This is a genomic window from Streptomyces sp. A1277 (assembly GCF_004795015.1).
Taxonomy (GTDB): domain Bacteria; phylum Actinomycetota; class Actinomycetes; order Streptomycetales; family Streptomycetaceae; genus Streptomyces.
In genome coordinates, this window is record NZ_SSBI01000010.1 from 1 (window position 1) to 14637 (window position 14637).

The 14637-nt window shown below is 71.8% G+C and carries 12 protein-coding genes, 1 tRNA gene and 1 pseudogene; 10 read left to right on the forward strand and 4 right to left on the reverse strand.

Annotated features, from left to right (window positions below; genetic code table 11):
- Positions 1-883, reverse strand: a pseudogene (locus E6R18_RS08915) (hypothetical protein); the annotation flags it as partial.
- A 5-nt stretch (positions 884-888) separates the two neighbouring features.
- Positions 889-1866: an SMI1/KNR4 family protein gene (locus E6R18_RS08920; protein ID WP_136316317.1), complete on the reverse strand. Its 978-nt coding sequence runs from the start codon at positions 1864-1866 to the stop codon at positions 889-891.
- A 299-nt stretch (positions 1867-2165) separates the two neighbouring features.
- Here E6R18_RS08920 and E6R18_RS08925 point away from each other — a divergent pair, with 299 nt between their 5' ends.
- Together E6R18_RS08925 and E6R18_RS08930 are read left to right on the forward strand one after the other, a co-directional pair.
- The gene (locus E6R18_RS08925; RefSeq protein WP_136316318.1) at positions 2166-2699 is read left to right on the forward strand and encodes a YwqJ-related putative deaminase; all 534 of its coding nucleotides are present in this window, start codon (positions 2166-2168) and stop codon (positions 2697-2699) included.
- 8 nt (positions 2700-2707) lie between these two features.
- Positions 2708-3241, forward strand: a complete 534-nt coding sequence (locus E6R18_RS08930; protein WP_136316319.1) for an SUKH-3 domain-containing protein — start codon at positions 2708-2710, stop codon at positions 3239-3241.
- A 264-nt stretch (positions 3242-3505) separates the two neighbouring features.
- On the opposite strand, the gene E6R18_RS08935 is transcribed toward E6R18_RS08930, so the two are convergent.
- Positions 3506-4816, reverse strand: a complete 1311-nt coding sequence (locus E6R18_RS08935) for a histidine kinase (protein WP_168712306.1) — start codon at positions 4814-4816, stop codon at positions 3506-3508.
- Positions 4817-4985: 169 nt separating this feature from the next.
- On the opposite strand from E6R18_RS08935, the gene E6R18_RS08945 reads away from it, so the two are divergent.
- The 6 genes from E6R18_RS08945 (at position 4986) to E6R18_RS08970 (ending at position 9672) form a co-directional block, all read left to right on the forward strand.
- A tRNA-Gln gene (locus E6R18_RS08945) sits at positions 4986-5057 on the forward strand.
- A 109-nt stretch (positions 5058-5166) separates the two neighbouring features.
- The gene (glmU, locus tag E6R18_RS08950; protein WP_136316321.1) at positions 5167-6615 is read left to right on the forward strand and encodes a bifunctional UDP-N-acetylglucosamine diphosphorylase/glucosamine-1-phosphate N-acetyltransferase GlmU; all 1449 of its coding nucleotides are present in this window, start codon (positions 5167-5169) and stop codon (positions 6613-6615) included.
- Positions 6616-6735: 120 nt separating this feature from the next.
- Positions 6736-7710 carry a ribose-phosphate diphosphokinase gene (locus E6R18_RS08955; protein ID WP_018524797.1) on the forward strand — a complete coding sequence of 325 codons (975 nt, stop codon included), beginning with the start codon at positions 6736-6738 and terminating at the stop codon, positions 7708-7710.
- 192 nt (positions 7711-7902) lie between these two features.
- Positions 7903-8493, forward strand: coding sequence for a 50S ribosomal protein L25/general stress protein Ctc (locus E6R18_RS08960; protein ID WP_136316322.1), 591 nt, complete (start codon positions 7903-7905; stop codon positions 8491-8493).
- A gap of 109 nt (positions 8494-8602) precedes the next feature.
- Complete coding sequence (gene pth / locus E6R18_RS08965) at positions 8603-9196, forward strand: aminoacyl-tRNA hydrolase (protein ID WP_136316323.1); 594 nt, start codon at positions 8603-8605, stop codon at positions 9194-9196.
- Positions 9145-9672: a hypothetical protein gene (locus E6R18_RS08970; RefSeq protein WP_136316324.1), complete on the forward strand. Its 528-nt coding sequence runs from the start codon at positions 9145-9147 to the stop codon at positions 9670-9672. The genes pth and E6R18_RS08970 overlap by 52 nt, the downstream gene beginning before the upstream one ends.
- Before the next feature lie 35 nt (positions 9673-9707).
- Here E6R18_RS08970 and ppc read toward each other — a convergent pair whose 3' ends face one another.
- Positions 9708-12437: a phosphoenolpyruvate carboxylase gene (ppc, locus tag E6R18_RS08975; protein WP_136316325.1), complete on the reverse strand. Its 2730-nt coding sequence runs from the start codon at positions 12435-12437 to the stop codon at positions 9708-9710.
- Positions 12438-12772: 335 nt separating this feature from the next.
- Between ppc and E6R18_RS08980 the strand changes: the two genes are divergently transcribed.
- Positions 12773-13753 carry a fatty acid desaturase gene (locus E6R18_RS08980; RefSeq protein ID WP_136316326.1) on the forward strand — a complete coding sequence of 327 codons (981 nt, stop codon included), beginning with the start codon at positions 12773-12775 and terminating at the stop codon, positions 13751-13753.
- On the forward strand, positions 13750-14436 hold the full coding sequence (locus E6R18_RS08985; RefSeq protein ID WP_136316327.1) for a TetR/AcrR family transcriptional regulator: 687 nt from the start codon (positions 13750-13752) through the stop codon (positions 14434-14436). Before E6R18_RS08980 ends, E6R18_RS08985 begins: the two co-directional genes overlap by 4 nt.
- Positions 14437-14637 lie beyond the last annotated feature (201 nt).

Below are 14637 nucleotides of genomic sequence, written 5' to 3' on the forward strand. Positions count from 1 at the left end.
GCGCGGGCGGACTCGGCGGCCCCGCGTTCGGCACCGGCGGCGGGCCGGACACACCCGTCCCCGGAACCGGCGGACCGGGCACGGGCGGCGCCGGGTCGGCCGGGCGCCGCGCGTCGAAGCTCGGGGCGATCGCCGTCCTCGGCAGCTGGCTGCCGCCCGACATCAGCGCCGTCGGGGCGTCCGCCGGCACCACCGGCGGCGGCTCCTCCTCGTCGTCTGCGCCCGACAGCGGCGGCGCGAACACCGTCGCCGGCAGCGCCACCTCCGCGTCGTCCGTGCCCGCGTTCGTGTCGGTGCCCGCCCACGGCGTGGCCCCCACCGGCGGCTGGAGCGACGACGCCGGAACGCCGTCCGACGCGGTCGGCTCGTACGCGACGGAACCGCCCTGCGACGGCGACGGCGGGGCCGGGATCGGAGACGGGGCGGGGATCGGGGAGGGCGCGGGCGGCGGGGTGTCCTCCACACGGTCCGCGCGGTCCCCGGCCTCCGCACGCTCCGCGCGCCGGTCCGGGATGCCCAGCTTGTCCGCCGCCTCCTGGAGCCACTCCGGCGGGCTCAACAGGAACGACGTCTGATTCAGATCCACCCGCTCCGGCGGCGCCGGGGCGGCCGGAGCCGCCTCCTGCGCCCCGTACTCCTCCTCGTACCGCCGGATCACCTCGCCGACCGGCAGCCCCGGCCACAGCGTCGCCTCACCGCTGTCCCGCGCGATCACCAGCCGCTGCCGGCCCCCGTCCGAGACCGGACCGTCCACCCGGTCCTCGGCCCACACCACGAAGCCCAGCTCGAACTCACGTACCCGCACCTCGCGGTGCTGGTACGCCGGAACGTCACCGTTGACCCACTCGTCCGCGCGCTCCTGCGCCTGTGCAAAGGTCACCATCGCGCTCAGCCCTCCACCGGGACGGCCTGCGCGAAGCCGCCGTCCACCATCAGGTTCGCCACCGTCTCCAGCTCCGGCGGATTACCCGCGAGACGCTGCAGGAAAGCGTCGAAGTCGTCGCCGCACGGCAGCAGCAGCCGCTCCACCCGCTCCTGCACCGTCCAGCCGTCCCGGTCCCGGGCGTCGTCGTACGCGCAGAACCACACCGAGCCGATGTTCTCGCCCCGCACCTTCACCGCGAGCAGACCGCCCTGGACGAACACGACGCCCAGGTAATCCTTCGTCAGGTGGTCGCGCAGGCACTTGTTGACGTACACCAGATCGTTCACGGCGGCCTCCTCGCGCACCGTGAAGAACGGCTGGTCGATCAGGAGTCCCAGCTCCGCGTCGAGCGCCGCGCCCACCGGGGCCGAACCGCCGGCCGCCTTCAGGAACGAACGGTAGGCACCCGGCAGCCGGTAGCCGAGGTCCTCCTCGACGCCCAGGATCTGCTGCTCGCTGACCGCCACGGCCCCCTTGGGCAGCCGGAAGTGGGCGGGCCGCGTCTCCTGCAGCGGGCGCGTCCCCCGCTTGCCGTGGTCGACCTCCGTCGTCGCGAGACCGCCGTGGTGGCGCAGCAGCGCCTTCACCTCGACCGGGACCAGCTCCATCCGGCGGCCCCCCGGCACGTGGTGCCAGGTCCAGCCGTGCGGCGTCGCCACCGGCGGGATGGTGTCCCACAGTTCGTGGCCCGCCGCCGCCATCGCCGCGTTCGCCGACACGTAGTCCGTGAGCCGCAACTCGTCCACACCGAAACCCTGCGGGGGCTCCGCGATCTCCGCGGCGGCGCGCGCGTACGGCGCGAAGTCCGGACAGCCGTTCCCGTCCATACGCACCCCTCTGGGGTGGCGGGACGCCCGGACCGGGTCCGGGAAGTGCACGAGCTGCCCGGCATAGGCCGCGTTCGGTGGCGCGGCTTGCTGCCCGAGCCGACCTGTCGTCATGGCGGTTGCCCCCTGCTGCGTCTGGCTGATGAGGACCGACCCAGGGGTGGTCCAGGCACAGCCTAAGCGGTGACACCCGAACGGGGACCGGCCCCGCCGCCGCCGGGCCCCATCCGTCACCAACCGTCACAACCGCGTGACGGACGAGCGACGAGCGGGCCACCGACGCGCGACACGCAGACACGTTTCACCGACCCAGCTTTCACAGGACCCGACACGTTTGGCAGGCTGTCACCCGCATACACGGGGGCGTGCACAGAAAGCAGCGGCCGCTGCGGGCACGGGAGGGACACAGCACCATGCACACCGCACACTCTGCACACACCGTCACGACCGGGGACCCGCGACTCAGCTGGAGCAGCACCGAGACGGGCGCAGCGCCCCGCCTCGCCCAGCGCCGCGACGGCATCCTGCCGGCCGTGGCCGCCGCCCTGTCCGTACGCGGCGAGACGCTCACCTGCACCGCGGGCAAGGGCGACCAGCCGCCCGTCCTGCACCACCTCGTGCAGGACTTCCTCGACACGCTTCCCACCGACCGGCGCGAACGGTTCACCGGCCGCTGCCCCGAGGCCATACTGCTCTCCCGGCACCTCACCGCCGCCGAGAGCGGACGCTCCAAGCGCGCCCAGCGCAAGCCCCTCACCAACGGCGAGGCGCGTCGCGCCCTCAAGCACGCCCGCCTCACCGCCCGCCGCATCCGCGAGGACGGCGACCCCCTGCACGGCAGCTACGCCGCCCCCTGCCGGTCCTGCGCCGTCATGCTCGCCCACTTCGGCGTCCGGCCCGTCGACCTCAACGCGACCGGCGCGGCCACCACCGCAGAGAAGAGCTGACCGCGCCCATGCACGACCGCACCGACCTTCCCGCGCAGGCCGGGCCCGCGACCCGCGACCGCCAGTCCGCCACCCGCTTCCCGGTCGCCGTCGACGCCGCCCTGCGCGCCGCCGGCTGGCAGCCCGGCCGCTGGGTCATCCGCCAGGCCGAGGAGTGGGCCGACGCCCTGCGCTCGCACGCCTCGCCGGCCGGCCACCAGCACGCCGTCTTCCCGGCCGCCGTCGAGGCGTGGGCCGAATTCGGCGGCCTGCACATCACCGCCACCGCCCCGGGCCGCCAGATCGCGCCCCCGGCCGTCCGCATCGACCCGCTGAGCGGACTCCACCTGGCCCGCACCCTCGGAGACCTCGGCCGCGCCCTGGACACCGAGGTCGCGCCGCTGGGCGAGGAGGGGGAGAACCAGGCGGTCCTCGCGATCGACCTGACCGGCCGGGTCTACAGCATCGACCACACCGGCGACTGGTATCTCGGCCAGGACATCGACGCGGCCCTCGCCACCCTGGTCACCGGCATCCAGCCGGAACGCCTCGTCTCGGGCTGAGGGGGCGCCGGAGGCGCCGGGTCTTCCGGTGACCGGTGACCGGCTCACGCCGGGTGCCCGGTCACCACCGCGAGGGTTGCGTCCTCAAACGCCGGACGGGCTGGACACACCCGGGCCCACGGCAACCTTGCCCGGACGCCACCGCCACGCTTCCGTCCTCAAACGCCGGACGGGCCGGACACACCCGGGCCCACGGCAACCTTGCCCGGTCACCACCGCCACGCTTCCGTCCTCAAACGCCGGACGGGCTGGAAATGCCCCGCCTCACGGGCCGGAAGCGCCCCCGCCGTCCGGCAGCACCGCCGACACCCGGAAGCCGCCCGCGTCCGTCGGCCCCGACACGAAGACGCCGCCCAGGCCGAGCACCCGCTCGCGCATCCCCACCAGGCCGTTGCCGCCGCTGGGCAGCCCCGCGTCCGCCGTCGCCGCGTCCGACGGGCCGTTCTCCACCTGCATGGCGACCTCGGCGCCCCGGTGCGCCAGCCGCACCCACGTCTTGGCGCCCGCCGCGTGCTTGTGCACGTTCGTCAGGGCCTCCTGCACCACGCGGTACGCGGTCTGCTCGACCTCGGGCGCGTACGCCCGGGTGGAGCCCTCCACCGACAGCTCCACCGTCATGCCCGCGGCCCGCGACTGACCGACCAGCGCCTCGACCTCGTCCAGCCGCGGCCCGTCCTCCGCCGCGGCCGGCGCGCCCCGGCCCACCGAGGCCAGCGGCACCTGGGCGACCCGGGCCGTCATCGGCTCGCCCGCCCGCAGCACGCCCAGCATCTCGCGCAGCTCCGTCAGCGCCTGGCGCCCCATGTCCCCGACCAGGGCGGCGTTGCGGACCGCCTTCGCCGGGTCCTTCGGCGCCACCGCCTGGAGGGCCGCCGCGTGCACCACCATCAGGCTCACCCGGTGGGCCACCACGTCGTGCATCTCGCGGGCGATCCGGGTCCGCTCCTCCGTACGCGCCCACTCGGCCCGCTCCTCGGCCCGCTCGGCGAGCAGCGACAGCTCCCGCTCCAGCGAGTCCGCCCGCTCCCGCAGGCTCTCCATCAGCCGCCGCCGCGCCCCTATGTAGAGGCCGAACAGCACCGGCGGCGCGGCCAGCCCGACGGCCATGAAGAGGGACAGCATGGGGACGTACCAGTCGCCGGGCCCGAAGTCGGCGTTCTCGTCGACGCCCTGCCGCAGCCGTACGTACGTCACGATGAACGTCCCCACCAGGGACATGCTCATCAGCACCGCGGTGATCCGCCGGGGCACCTCGGAGGCGGCCAGCGTGTACAGGCCGATCAGCCCCATCAGGAAGCCCATCTCGGCCGGCGTCGTCGCGATCGACACCAGCACCACCGCGATCGGCCACCGCCGGCGCACCAGCAGCACGGCCCCCGCGATGAGCCCGAACACCACCCCGAAGGCCACCGGCAGCCCGGTGTCCCCCGCGAAGTCCACCCCTTCCAGCCCGCATTCCAGCGCCGAGACCAGCGCGAGCCCCACGTCCAGCGCGACGCTCCGTCGCCGTTCCCACCACCAGTAGCCGCGGGTGGTCGGTCCCGCCGCTTCCCGGTCTTCCCCCGTTGCGGTCATGGCATCCAGCGTACGGGCGGCCGCATCTCATTTTCGGGGGACCTGCGCAGCACGTCGTACGTTCGACCGGGGGCAACCGCATCCTCGTCGCGTACAAGGGGCTTGGTACGGCATAGTGTTGGGTGCCGATCCGGCGAGCCGGACCAATGTCCGTTTCAGTCGGAGTTGTTCCCCCGTGGTGTAATTGGCAGCACTGTGGCTTTTGGTGCCATCTGTCCGGGTTCGAGTCCTGGCGGGGGAGCTCAGTCACGCGGGCCCCGACCCAACCGGTCGGGGCCCGCGCCCATGTCCGGCTCATACGCCCCCGGTATCCTGCGGATGTCCACCACCCGAAGCCGAAGGGCCTATCCGTGAGCTCCGTACGCCCGGCAGCCGTCGTCGTCCTCGCAGCGGGTGAGGGCACCCGCATGAAGTCGAAGACCCCCAAGGTTCTGCACGAGATCTCCGGGCGCTCGCTCGTCGGTCATGTCGTCGCCGCCTCCCGCGAACTGGACCCGCTCCACCTCGTCGTGGTCGTGGGCCACGCCAGCGAGCAGGTCACCGCGCACCTCACCGCCGCGGACGCCCAGGTGCGCACCGCCCACCAGGCCGAGCAGAAGGGCACCGGCAACGCGGTGCGGGTCGGGCTCGACGAGCTGGGCGGGACCGTCGAGGGCACCGTGATCGTCGTGTGCGGGGACACCCCGCTGCTCTCCGGCGGGACGCTGGCCGCACTCGCCGCGACGCACACCGCCGACGGCAACGCCGTCACCGTGCTCAGCGCCGAGGTCCCCGACGCCACCGGGTACGGGCGGATCGTGCGCGACCCGGCGAGCGGTGCGGTGACCGAGATCGTGGAGCACAAGGACGCGAGCGACGGGCAGCGGGCGATCCGGGAGATCAACTCCGGGGTGTTCGCGTTCGACGGGAAGCTCCTCGCGGACGCGCTCGGCCAGGTGCGGACGGACAACAGCCAGGGCGAGGAGTACCTCACCGACGTGCTGTCGATCCTGCGCGAGGCCGGGCACCGGGTCGGCGCGTCGGTGGCGGGCGACCACCGGGAGATCCTGGGCATCAACAACCGGGTGCAGCTCGCGGAGGCCCGCCGGCTGCTGAACCAGCGCCTGCTGGAGCGGGCGATGACCGCCGGGGTGACCGTGATCGACCCGGCGTCCACGCTGATCGACGTGACGGTGACGTACGAGCGGGACGCCGTCGTGCACCCGGGGACACAGCTCCTGGGGAGCACGCACCTCGCGGAGGACGCCGAGGTGGGCCCGAACTCGCGCCTCACGGACACCGTGGTGCACGCGGGCGCGCGGGTGGACAACACGGTCGCGGACGGGGCCGAGGTGGGCCCGGGCGCGCTGGTGGGTCCGTACGCCTATCTGCGGCCGGGCACGAAGCTCGGGCCGAAGGCCAAGGCCGGTACGTACGTGGAGATGAAGAACGCCACGATCGGGGAGGGGACGAAGGTCCCGCACCTGTCGTACGTGGGGGACGCGACCATCGGCGACCACACCAACATCGGTGCGGCGAGCGTCTTCGTGAACTACGACGGGGTGGCCAAGCACCACACCACGATCGGCTCCCACTGCCGCACCGGGTCGGACAATATGTTTGTGGCGCCCGTCACGGTCGGGGACGGCGTGTACACCGCCGCAGGCTCGGTCATCACCAAGGACGTGCCGTCCGGTTCGCTGGCCGTGGCCCGGGGCCAGCAAAGGAATATCGAGGGCTGGGTGGCGCGCAAGCGTCCGGGAAGCGCCGCCGCACAGGCGGCTCAGGCGGCGGCGGAGGACTCGGCCGGCGAAAGCTGACCGGAAACAGGTGCGCCGCGCACCGCGTACCGTGATAGATGCTCACCCCATTTCGGCTGGCTCGTTGCACATCGGGACATCTGCGTGCAGCGCCAGGAACACGTCTGAGGAGACTGTGCTGTGACCGGGATCAAGACGACCGGCGAGAAGAAACTGATGCTCTTCTCCGGCCGCGCCCACCCCGAGCTGGCCGAGGAGGTCGCGCACCAGCTGGGTGTGGGCCTCGTGCCGACGAAGGCTTTCGATTTCGCCAACGGTGAGATCTACGTCCGCTTCCAGGAGTCGGCACGTGGCGCGGACTGCTTCCTGATACAGAGCCACACGGCTCCGATCAACAAGTGGATCATGGAGCAGCTGATCATGCTGGACGCGCTGAAGCGCGCTTCGGCCCGTTCGATCACGGTGATCGTGCCGTTCTACGGCTACGCCCGCCAGGACAAGAAGCACCGCGGCCGCGAGCCGATCTCGGCCCGTCTGATCGCGGACCTGATGAAGACGGCGGGTGCCGACCGCATCCTCACCGTCGACCTGCACACCGACCAGATCCAGGGCTTCTTCGACGGCCCGGTCGACCACCTGTTCGCGCTGCCGATCCTGGCGGACTACGTGGGCGCGAAGGTGGACCGTTCCAAGCTGACGATCGTCTCGCCGGACGCCGGCCGGGTACGGGTCGCCGACCGCTGGTGCGACCGGCTGGACGCCCCGCTGGCGATCGTGCACAAGCGCCGGGACAAGGACGTCGCCAACCAGGTGACCGTCCACGAGGTCGTCGGCAATGTGAAGGGCCGGGTCTGCGTCCTGGTCGACGACATGATCGACACCGGCGGCACGATCTGCGCCGCCGCCGACGCCCTGTTCGCGCACGGCGCCGAGGACGTCATAGTGACGGCGACGCACGGTGTCCTCTCGGGTCCCGCCGCCGACCGGCTGAAGAACTCGAAGGTCAGCGAGTTCGTGTTCACCGACACCCTGCCGACGCCGGGTGAGCTGGAGCTCGACAAGATCAAGGTGCTGTCGATCGCGCCGACCATCGCGCGCGCGGTGCGCGAGGTCTTCGAGGACGGCTCGGTCACGAGCCTGTTCGAGGAGCAGTAGGAAGCGGGCGACGGCGTCGCCACTGATCCACTTTGGGGTGCGGCCTCCCCGCCGGGTAGACTCAACGAGTTGCTCGGCGAGGGAGGCCGTACTCATAGGTACGGCGGTCCGTTATCGGCGCGCTCTTCGTAGCAGGTCTGTCGTGGGCCGGGTGACCATCCGCAGTTCCGTCACCTTACGAGGAGTGCCGTCATGGCCGAGATCAAGCTCAACGCCGAGGTCCGTAACGAGTTCGGCAAGGGCGCCGCCCGTCGTGCGCGTCGCGCCAACCTCGTCCCCGCGGTCGTCTACGGCCACGGCGCCGAGTCCGTCCACATCACGCTGCCGGCCCACGAGCTGCAGCTCGCGCTCCGCACCGCCAACGTCCTGATCGGTCTGGAGATCGACGGCAAGGACGCCCTGGTCATCCCCAAGGCCGTGCAGCGCAACCCGCTCAAGGGCGACATCGAGCACGTCGACCTGCTGACCGTGAAGCGCGGCGAGAAGGTCAACGTCGAGGTCGCGGTGCACGCCGAGGGCGACCTGGCCCCGGGCGGCAACCTGCTGGAGTACGTGATGAACACGCTGCTCGTCGAGGCCGAGGCCACCCACATCCCCGAGTCCGTCACGGTCTCCGTGCAGGGCCTGGACGCCGGTGCGTCGATCCTCGCCAAGGACATCCCGCTGCCGTCCGGTTCGGTGCTGGCCGAGGCCGACGCGGACGCGGTCGTGCTCCAGGTCGTCGCCGCGCAGGCCGAGGAGCCGTCCGCCGAGGGCGCCGAGGGCGAGGGCGCCGAGGGCTGAGCCTGCCCGCCTGCTTGACTGACGGGGCGGTGGCCTCCCTTCCGGGAGCCGCCGCCCCGTTTTCCTGTCCACGCCCGCCGTACGTGTACGAACGAGGAGACTTCGCGCGATGTCCGACGCCACCGACCCCTGGCTGATCGTGGGGCTGGGCAATCCCGGCCCCGAGTACGCGGCGAACCGGCACAACGTCGGTTTCATGGTCGCCGACCTGCTCGCCGAACGGATCGGGGGCAAGTTCAAGCGTGCCCCGAAGGCGCAGGCGCAGGTGCTGGAGGGGCGGATCGGTCCGCCGGGACCGCTGAGCCGGCGGGTGGTGCTCGCGAAGCCGATGTCGTACATGAATCTGTCCGGGGGGCCGGTCGCGGCGCTGCGGGACTTCTACAAGGTGCCCCTGGACCACGTGGTGGCGGTCCACGACGAGCTGGACATCGACTACGGGACGCTGCGGCTGAAGCTGGGCGGCGGTGACAACGGGCACAACGGGCTGAAGTCGATGACGAAGGCCATGGGCCCGGACTACCACCGCGTCCGGTTCGGGATCGGCCGGCCGCCGGGGCGGATGCAGGTGGCCGATTTCGTGCTGAAGGACTTCTCGTCCACCGAGCGCAAGGAGCTGGCCTACGAGGTGGACCGGGCGGCCGACGCCGTGGAATGCCTGCTGGCGGAGGGCCTGGAGCGCGCGCAGTCCGCGTACAACACGTGAGCGGCGCGAAGCGGAGCTCCGCCCGCCGTGCCCTGGGTTACGGCCGCGGCGCGGCGCTCGGCTGCGTCGTGCTGGTGCTGCTGGTGGCGGGTGTGCTGTCGTCGTGGGACGCGGCGCACCACATCGTGCTGGCCAAGGGGCGCGAGCACGGGACGATGACGGTGACGGGGTGCGGCAGCGAGGTCTGCACGGGCCCGTTCGCGCCGTCGGAGGGGGCCGGGGCGCGGTCCCGGGTGTCGGTGGAGAAGTCGGTGGCGGCCCGCAAGGGGGACCGTTTCCCCGTCGTGGTGAAGCCGGGCACGGCCGAGGTGGTGCGCACCGGGGCGGCCGGGTTCTTCCATGCGTGGGTGCCGCTGGGCGGGGCACTCGTGCTGGCGGCGCTGGTGATCGGCGGGGGTCTGCGGCTGACCCGGACGGCGTGGGGCGCCGGGATCGCGGGCGGGGCGCTGCTGATGGCGGCGTTCATCGCCCTGTGAGGCGCTGAGCGCGCCCCGCCCGCGATCCGTGCGGGTCAGCCGGTGTTGCGCAGGCCCGCGGCGACACCGTTGACGGTGAGCAGCAGGGCGCGGGAGAGCAGCGGGTCGGGTTCCTCGCCGCGTTCGGCGGCCTGGCGCTGGCGGGCCAGCAGGGACACCTGGAGGTAGGAGATCGGGTCCAGGTAGGCGTCACGGATGGCGAAGGTCTGCTGGAGCACCGGGCTGGTGCCGAGCAGTTCGGTGGCGCCGGTGACCTTGAGGACTTCCTGCACGGTGAGCGCGTGTTCGGCCTCGATGGCGTCGAAGACGTGCTTCAGCTCGTCGGGGACGAGGGTGTCCACGTAGTGCCGGGCGATGCGCAGGTCGGTCTTGGCGAGGGTCATCTCCACGTTGGAGAGGAAGTTGCGGAAGAAGTGCCACTGCTCGTGCATCTCTTCCAGGACCGTGTCGAGGCCGGCCTCGCGCAGGGCCTTGAGGCCGGAGCCGACGCCGAACCAGCCGGGGACGATCTGGCGTGACTGGGTCCAGCCGAAGACCCACGGGATGGCGCGCAGGCCGTCGAGCGAGACGCCCGAGCCGGGGCGGCGGGAGGGCCGCGAGCCCAGGTGCAGGTCGGCGAGCTGGTCCACCGGGGTGGAGGCGAGGAAGTACGCGGGCAGGTCCGGGTCCTCGACGAGCTTGCGGTAGGCGGCGTGGGCGGCGTCGGAGACGGTGTCCATGGCCGCGTCCCAGCGGGCGAGGGCCTCGTCGGACTGGCGGGGCGCGGTGTGCAGGGCGGATGCCTGCAGGGTGGCCGCGACGGTCAGTTCGAGGTTCTCGCGGGCGAGGGCGGGGATGAGGTACTTGTCGGAGATGACCTCGCCCTGCTCGGTGACCTTGATCTCGCCCTCCAGGGTGCCCCAGGGCTGGGCGAGGATCGCGTCGTGCGAGGGGCCGCCGCCGCGGCCGACGGTGCCGCCGCGGCCGTGGAAGAGGCGCAGCCGTACGCCGTAGCGGTGGGCGACGTCGCGCAGGCGGCGCTGGGCGCGGTGGATCTCCCACTGGGAGGTGGTGATGCCGCCGAACTTGGAGGAGTCGGAGTAGCCGAGCATGACCTCCTGGACGTCGCCGCGCAGGGAGACGAGGCGGCGGTAGGAGGGGTCGGCGAGCATCTCGTCGAGGATGACGTCGGCGGCGCGCAGCTCGTCGGTGGTCTCCAGGAGCGGGACGATGCCGATCCTGGCCCAGCCGGCGTGGAGGTCGATGAGGCCGGCCTCGCGGGCGAGGACTGCGGCGGCGAAGACGTCGTCGGCGCCCTGGCACATCGAGATGATGTAGGACTCGATGACCTCGGGGCCGAAGCGCTCGAAGGCTTGGCTGATGGTGTGGAAGACGCCGAGGGTCTTCTCGCCGGCGGCGTCCAGCGGGGCCGGGGTGGGCGCGAGCGGGCGGCGGGAGCGCAGTTCCTTGGCGAGGAGCTTCTGCCGGTAGTCGCGGGGCATGTCGGCGTAGCGCCAGGACTCCTCGCCGAGCCGGTCGAAGAGCTGGCCGAGGGTGTGGTGGTGGGCGTCGGCGTGTTCGCGGACGTCCATGGTGGCGAGCTGGAGGCCGAAGGCGGCGAGCGTGCGGATGGTGCGGTCCATGCGGCCGTCGGCGACGATGCCGCCCTTGTGCCGGCGCAGGGAGTCCTGGATGAGGGCGAGGTCCGCGACGAGTTCGGCGGTGCCGAGGTAGTCGCAGCCGGGGCGGTGGGGGCGGCCGGTGGCCAGGCGCTCGCGGGTGTTGACGAGCTTCTGGCGGACGCAGGTGGCCTTGAGGCGGTAGGGCTCCTCGGCGTTCAGCCGCTTGTAGCGGGGGCTGATCTCGGGGAGGAGTTCCAGGTCGGTCTGGAGGGAGGCGAGGAGTTCATCGGTGGCGCCGGTGTAGCGGATGGAGTTGGAGAGCAGTCCGCGCAGCTGGTCCACGAGTTCGAGGGCGTCGGTGATGCCGTGCTCGTGCTGGAGGATCAGCACGTCCCAGGTGACCTCGGGGGTCACGTTGGGGTTGCCGTCGCGGTCGCCGCCGATCCAGGTGCCGAAGGTGAGGGGGCGGGTGCCGGCGGGCAGTGCGACGCCGACGCGCTCGAGTTCGGCGGCCAGGTCCTCCAGGACGTCGCCGACGGCGTTGGCGTGCAGCTCGTCCAGGTAGTAGATCGCGTTGCGGGCCTCGTCGGCGGGCTCGGGGCGCACGACGCGCAGCTCGTCGGTCTGCCAGATGAGGTCGATGTTCTCGGCGAGTCTGAGGTCCTGGCGGCGGCGGTCGGCCTCGATGACGGGCGTGTCGAGGAGGGCCGCGATGCGGCGGAGCTTGTTGAGGACGGAGCGCCGGGCGGCCTCGGTGGGGTGCGCGGTGAAGACGGGGCGCACGTTGAGGTTCTTGACGGTGGCGCGCAGGTGCTCCGGGTCGGCGTCCTTGAGCCGGTCGGCGGTGCGGGCGAGGAGTCCGCCCTCGGCCGCGCGGCGGTCGCGCATCTCGTGGGCGCGGTGGACCTGCTCGGTGACGTTGGCGAGGTGGAAGTAGGTGGAGAAGGCGCGGACGAGCTGGGCCGCGGTCTCCAGGTCCGTGTCGCCGAGGAGTTCGGCCGCGGCCTCGCCGTCGGTGCGGGTCAGGGCGCGGACGCGCTCGACGAGGTCGAGGAGTTCTTGCCCCTCCTGGCGTACCAGGGTTTCGCCCAGCAGGTCGCCGAGGCGGCGGATGTCGGCGCGCAGCTCGGGGCTGGCGGCGGGGGTCTGGTCGGCACTGCTCACAGTGTGCGGCTCCTTGCAGTGGTTGTGCACGGGACCCGGGACCGCGGTCGGCGGATGCCGACGCCACCCCGGAAAGCAGGGTGCGGACCGCGCTGTCCGACCTCTCCAGGATAGGTGTCCGTGCTCTCGGTGCTGTTCGCGCCCCGGAAGGTGTCTTCGGTTCGTGACGTGTCCAGGCGGGGTACGCGGTCTGTGTCTACCCGGTATTCGTCCGTCTGTGCGCGGTGTTTCGTCCTCTCGTGGGCGGGCCTTCGCGCTGACATACTTACGAAGCCGTAGGTTACGGATGCGTAACCCCGGCTGTCCGACCCGTTCTCACCCTCAGGGGACTCCCCATGAAGACCAGCCCCGAAGTGATCGAGGCCGCCCCGGCGGCCGGTGATCAGCCTCTTCCCTCCGCCACGCTCGGCGGGGACAACAAGCGGTCCATCGAGCAGATCGCGCTCCTGCTGTTCATCGTCGTGCCGTTCGTGGCGCTGGTCGCGGCGGTGCCGCTGGCCTGGGGCCGCGGTGTGAGCTGGCTCGACCTGGGCCTGCTGGTGGCGATGTACTTCATCGGCTGCCACGGCATCACGATCGGCTTCCACCGCTACTTCACGCACGGCTCGTTCAAGGCGAAGCGTCCGCTCCGCATCGCCCTGGCCGTGGCCGGTTCGCTGGCCGTCGAAGGTCCCCTGGTGCGCTGGGTGGCCGATCACCGCAAGCACCACCGCTTCTCGGACGCGGAGGGCGATCCGCACTCGCCGTGGCGTTTCGGTGAGACGCTGCCGGCGCTGCTGAAGGGCCTGTGGTGGGCCCACATCGCATGGATGTTCGACGAGGAGCGGACGCCGCAGCAGAAGTACGCGCCGGACCTCATCAAGGACCCGGCACTCCGCGGCATCTCGCGCCACTTCCTGACCTTCACGATCGTCTCGCTGGCGATCCCCCCGCTGGTCGGCGGCCTGGTGACGATGTCGTGGTGGGGTGCGGCGACGGCGTTCTTCTGGGGCTCCCTGGTACGGGTGGCCCTGCTGCACCACGTGACGTGGTCGATCAACTCGATCTGCCACGCGGTCGGCAAGCGCCCCTTCAAGTCCCGCGACAAGTCCGGGAACGTGTGGTGGCTGGCGGTCCTGTCGTGCGGCGAGTCCTGGCACAACCTGCACCACGCGGACCCGACCAGCGCGCGGCACGGGGTGATGCGGGGTCAGATCGATTCGAGCGCCCGGCTGATCCGGTGGTTCGAGCAGGCCGGCTGGGCGTACGACGTGCGCTGGCCCGACTCCGCCCGTATCGAGTCCCGGCGCAACCGCGCGGCGGCCGACCCGGCATGATGGACGACGTGGCGACCGACTCCAGCGCAAGCAGCGAGAACATCCGTGCACCTTCCGCCCGGCGGGCCCGCCGCGTGCGGATGACCGGGAAGGAACGCCGCGAGCAACTGCTGGACATCGGTCGCACCCTGTTCGCCGACAAGGGCTACGAGGGCACGTCGGTCGAGGAGATCGCCGCCCGCGCGGGGGTCTCGAAGCCGGTCGTCTACGAGCACTTCGGCGGCAAGGAGGGGCTGTACGCGGTCGTGGTGGACCGGGAGATGCGTCAGCTCCTGGACATGGTGACCGGTGCGCTGACCGCGGGCCATCCGCGGGAGCTGCTGGAGCAGGCGGCGTTCGCGCTGCTGGACTACATCGAGACGTACACCGACGGCTTCCGCATCCTGGTCCGGGACTCCCCGGTCGCCCAGTCCACGGGCACGTTCGCCTCGCTGATCAGCGACATCGCCACCCAGGTGGAGGACATCCTCGGGCTGGAGTTCAAGGCCCGGGGCTTCGACGCGAAGCTGGCCCCGCTGTACGCGCAGGCGCTGGTGGGCATGGTGGCGCTGACGGGGCAGTGGTGGGTGAACGCGCGCAAGCCGAAGAAGGCGGAGGTCGCCGCCCATCTGGTCAACCTGGCCTGGCACGGGCTGGAGAACCTGGAGTCGAAGCCGCGGCTGATCGGCCACCGCAAGAGCTGAGCCGGACCGGGGGCCTGGGGGGGCCGGCCGGGGCCGGTGTGGCCAAGCCGCAACCTTGATCAATTGCTAAACCACTTCAGTACCGCTGTGCCCAGTTGTAGAGTCTGTGAACATCCCGGGAATGCTTCACCGCTGCATGACGTGCACCCGTGAAGGCGATTCTCCCGGTTCCACCACTTACCCCTGGGGGGGCTTTGTCTT

What these genes read in the sequence shown, in the direction of transcription:
- pth (WP_136316323.1), top strand. Translation starts at nt 8,603, where the DNA reads ATGTCCGACGCCACCGACCCCTGGCTGATCGTGGGGCTGGGCAATCCC.
- E6R18_RS08920 (WP_136316317.1), bottom strand. Translation starts at nt 1,866, where the DNA reads ATGACGACAGGTCGGCTCGGGCAGCAAGCCGCGCCACCGAACGCGGCC.
- E6R18_RS08985 (WP_136316327.1), top strand. Translation starts at nt 13,750, where the DNA reads ATGATGGACGACGTGGCGACCGACTCCAGCGCAAGCAGCGAGAACATC.
- E6R18_RS08935 (WP_168712306.1), bottom strand. Translation starts at nt 4,816, where the DNA reads ATGACCGCAACGGGGGAAGACCGGGAAGCGGCGGGACCGACCACCCGC.
- E6R18_RS08970 (WP_136316324.1), top strand. Translation starts at nt 9,145, where the DNA reads ATGCCTGCTGGCGGAGGGCCTGGAGCGCGCGCAGTCCGCGTACAACAC.
- E6R18_RS08960 (WP_136316322.1), top strand. Translation starts at nt 7,903, where the DNA reads ATGGCCGAGATCAAGCTCAACGCCGAGGTCCGTAACGAGTTCGGCAAG.
- E6R18_RS08930 (WP_136316319.1), top strand. Translation starts at nt 2,708, where the DNA reads ATGCACGACCGCACCGACCTTCCCGCGCAGGCCGGGCCCGCGACCCGC.
- E6R18_RS08980 (WP_136316326.1), top strand. Translation starts at nt 12,773, where the DNA reads ATGAAGACCAGCCCCGAAGTGATCGAGGCCGCCCCGGCGGCCGGTGAT.
- E6R18_RS08925 (WP_136316318.1), top strand. Translation starts at nt 2,166, where the DNA reads ATGCACACCGCACACTCTGCACACACCGTCACGACCGGGGACCCGCGA.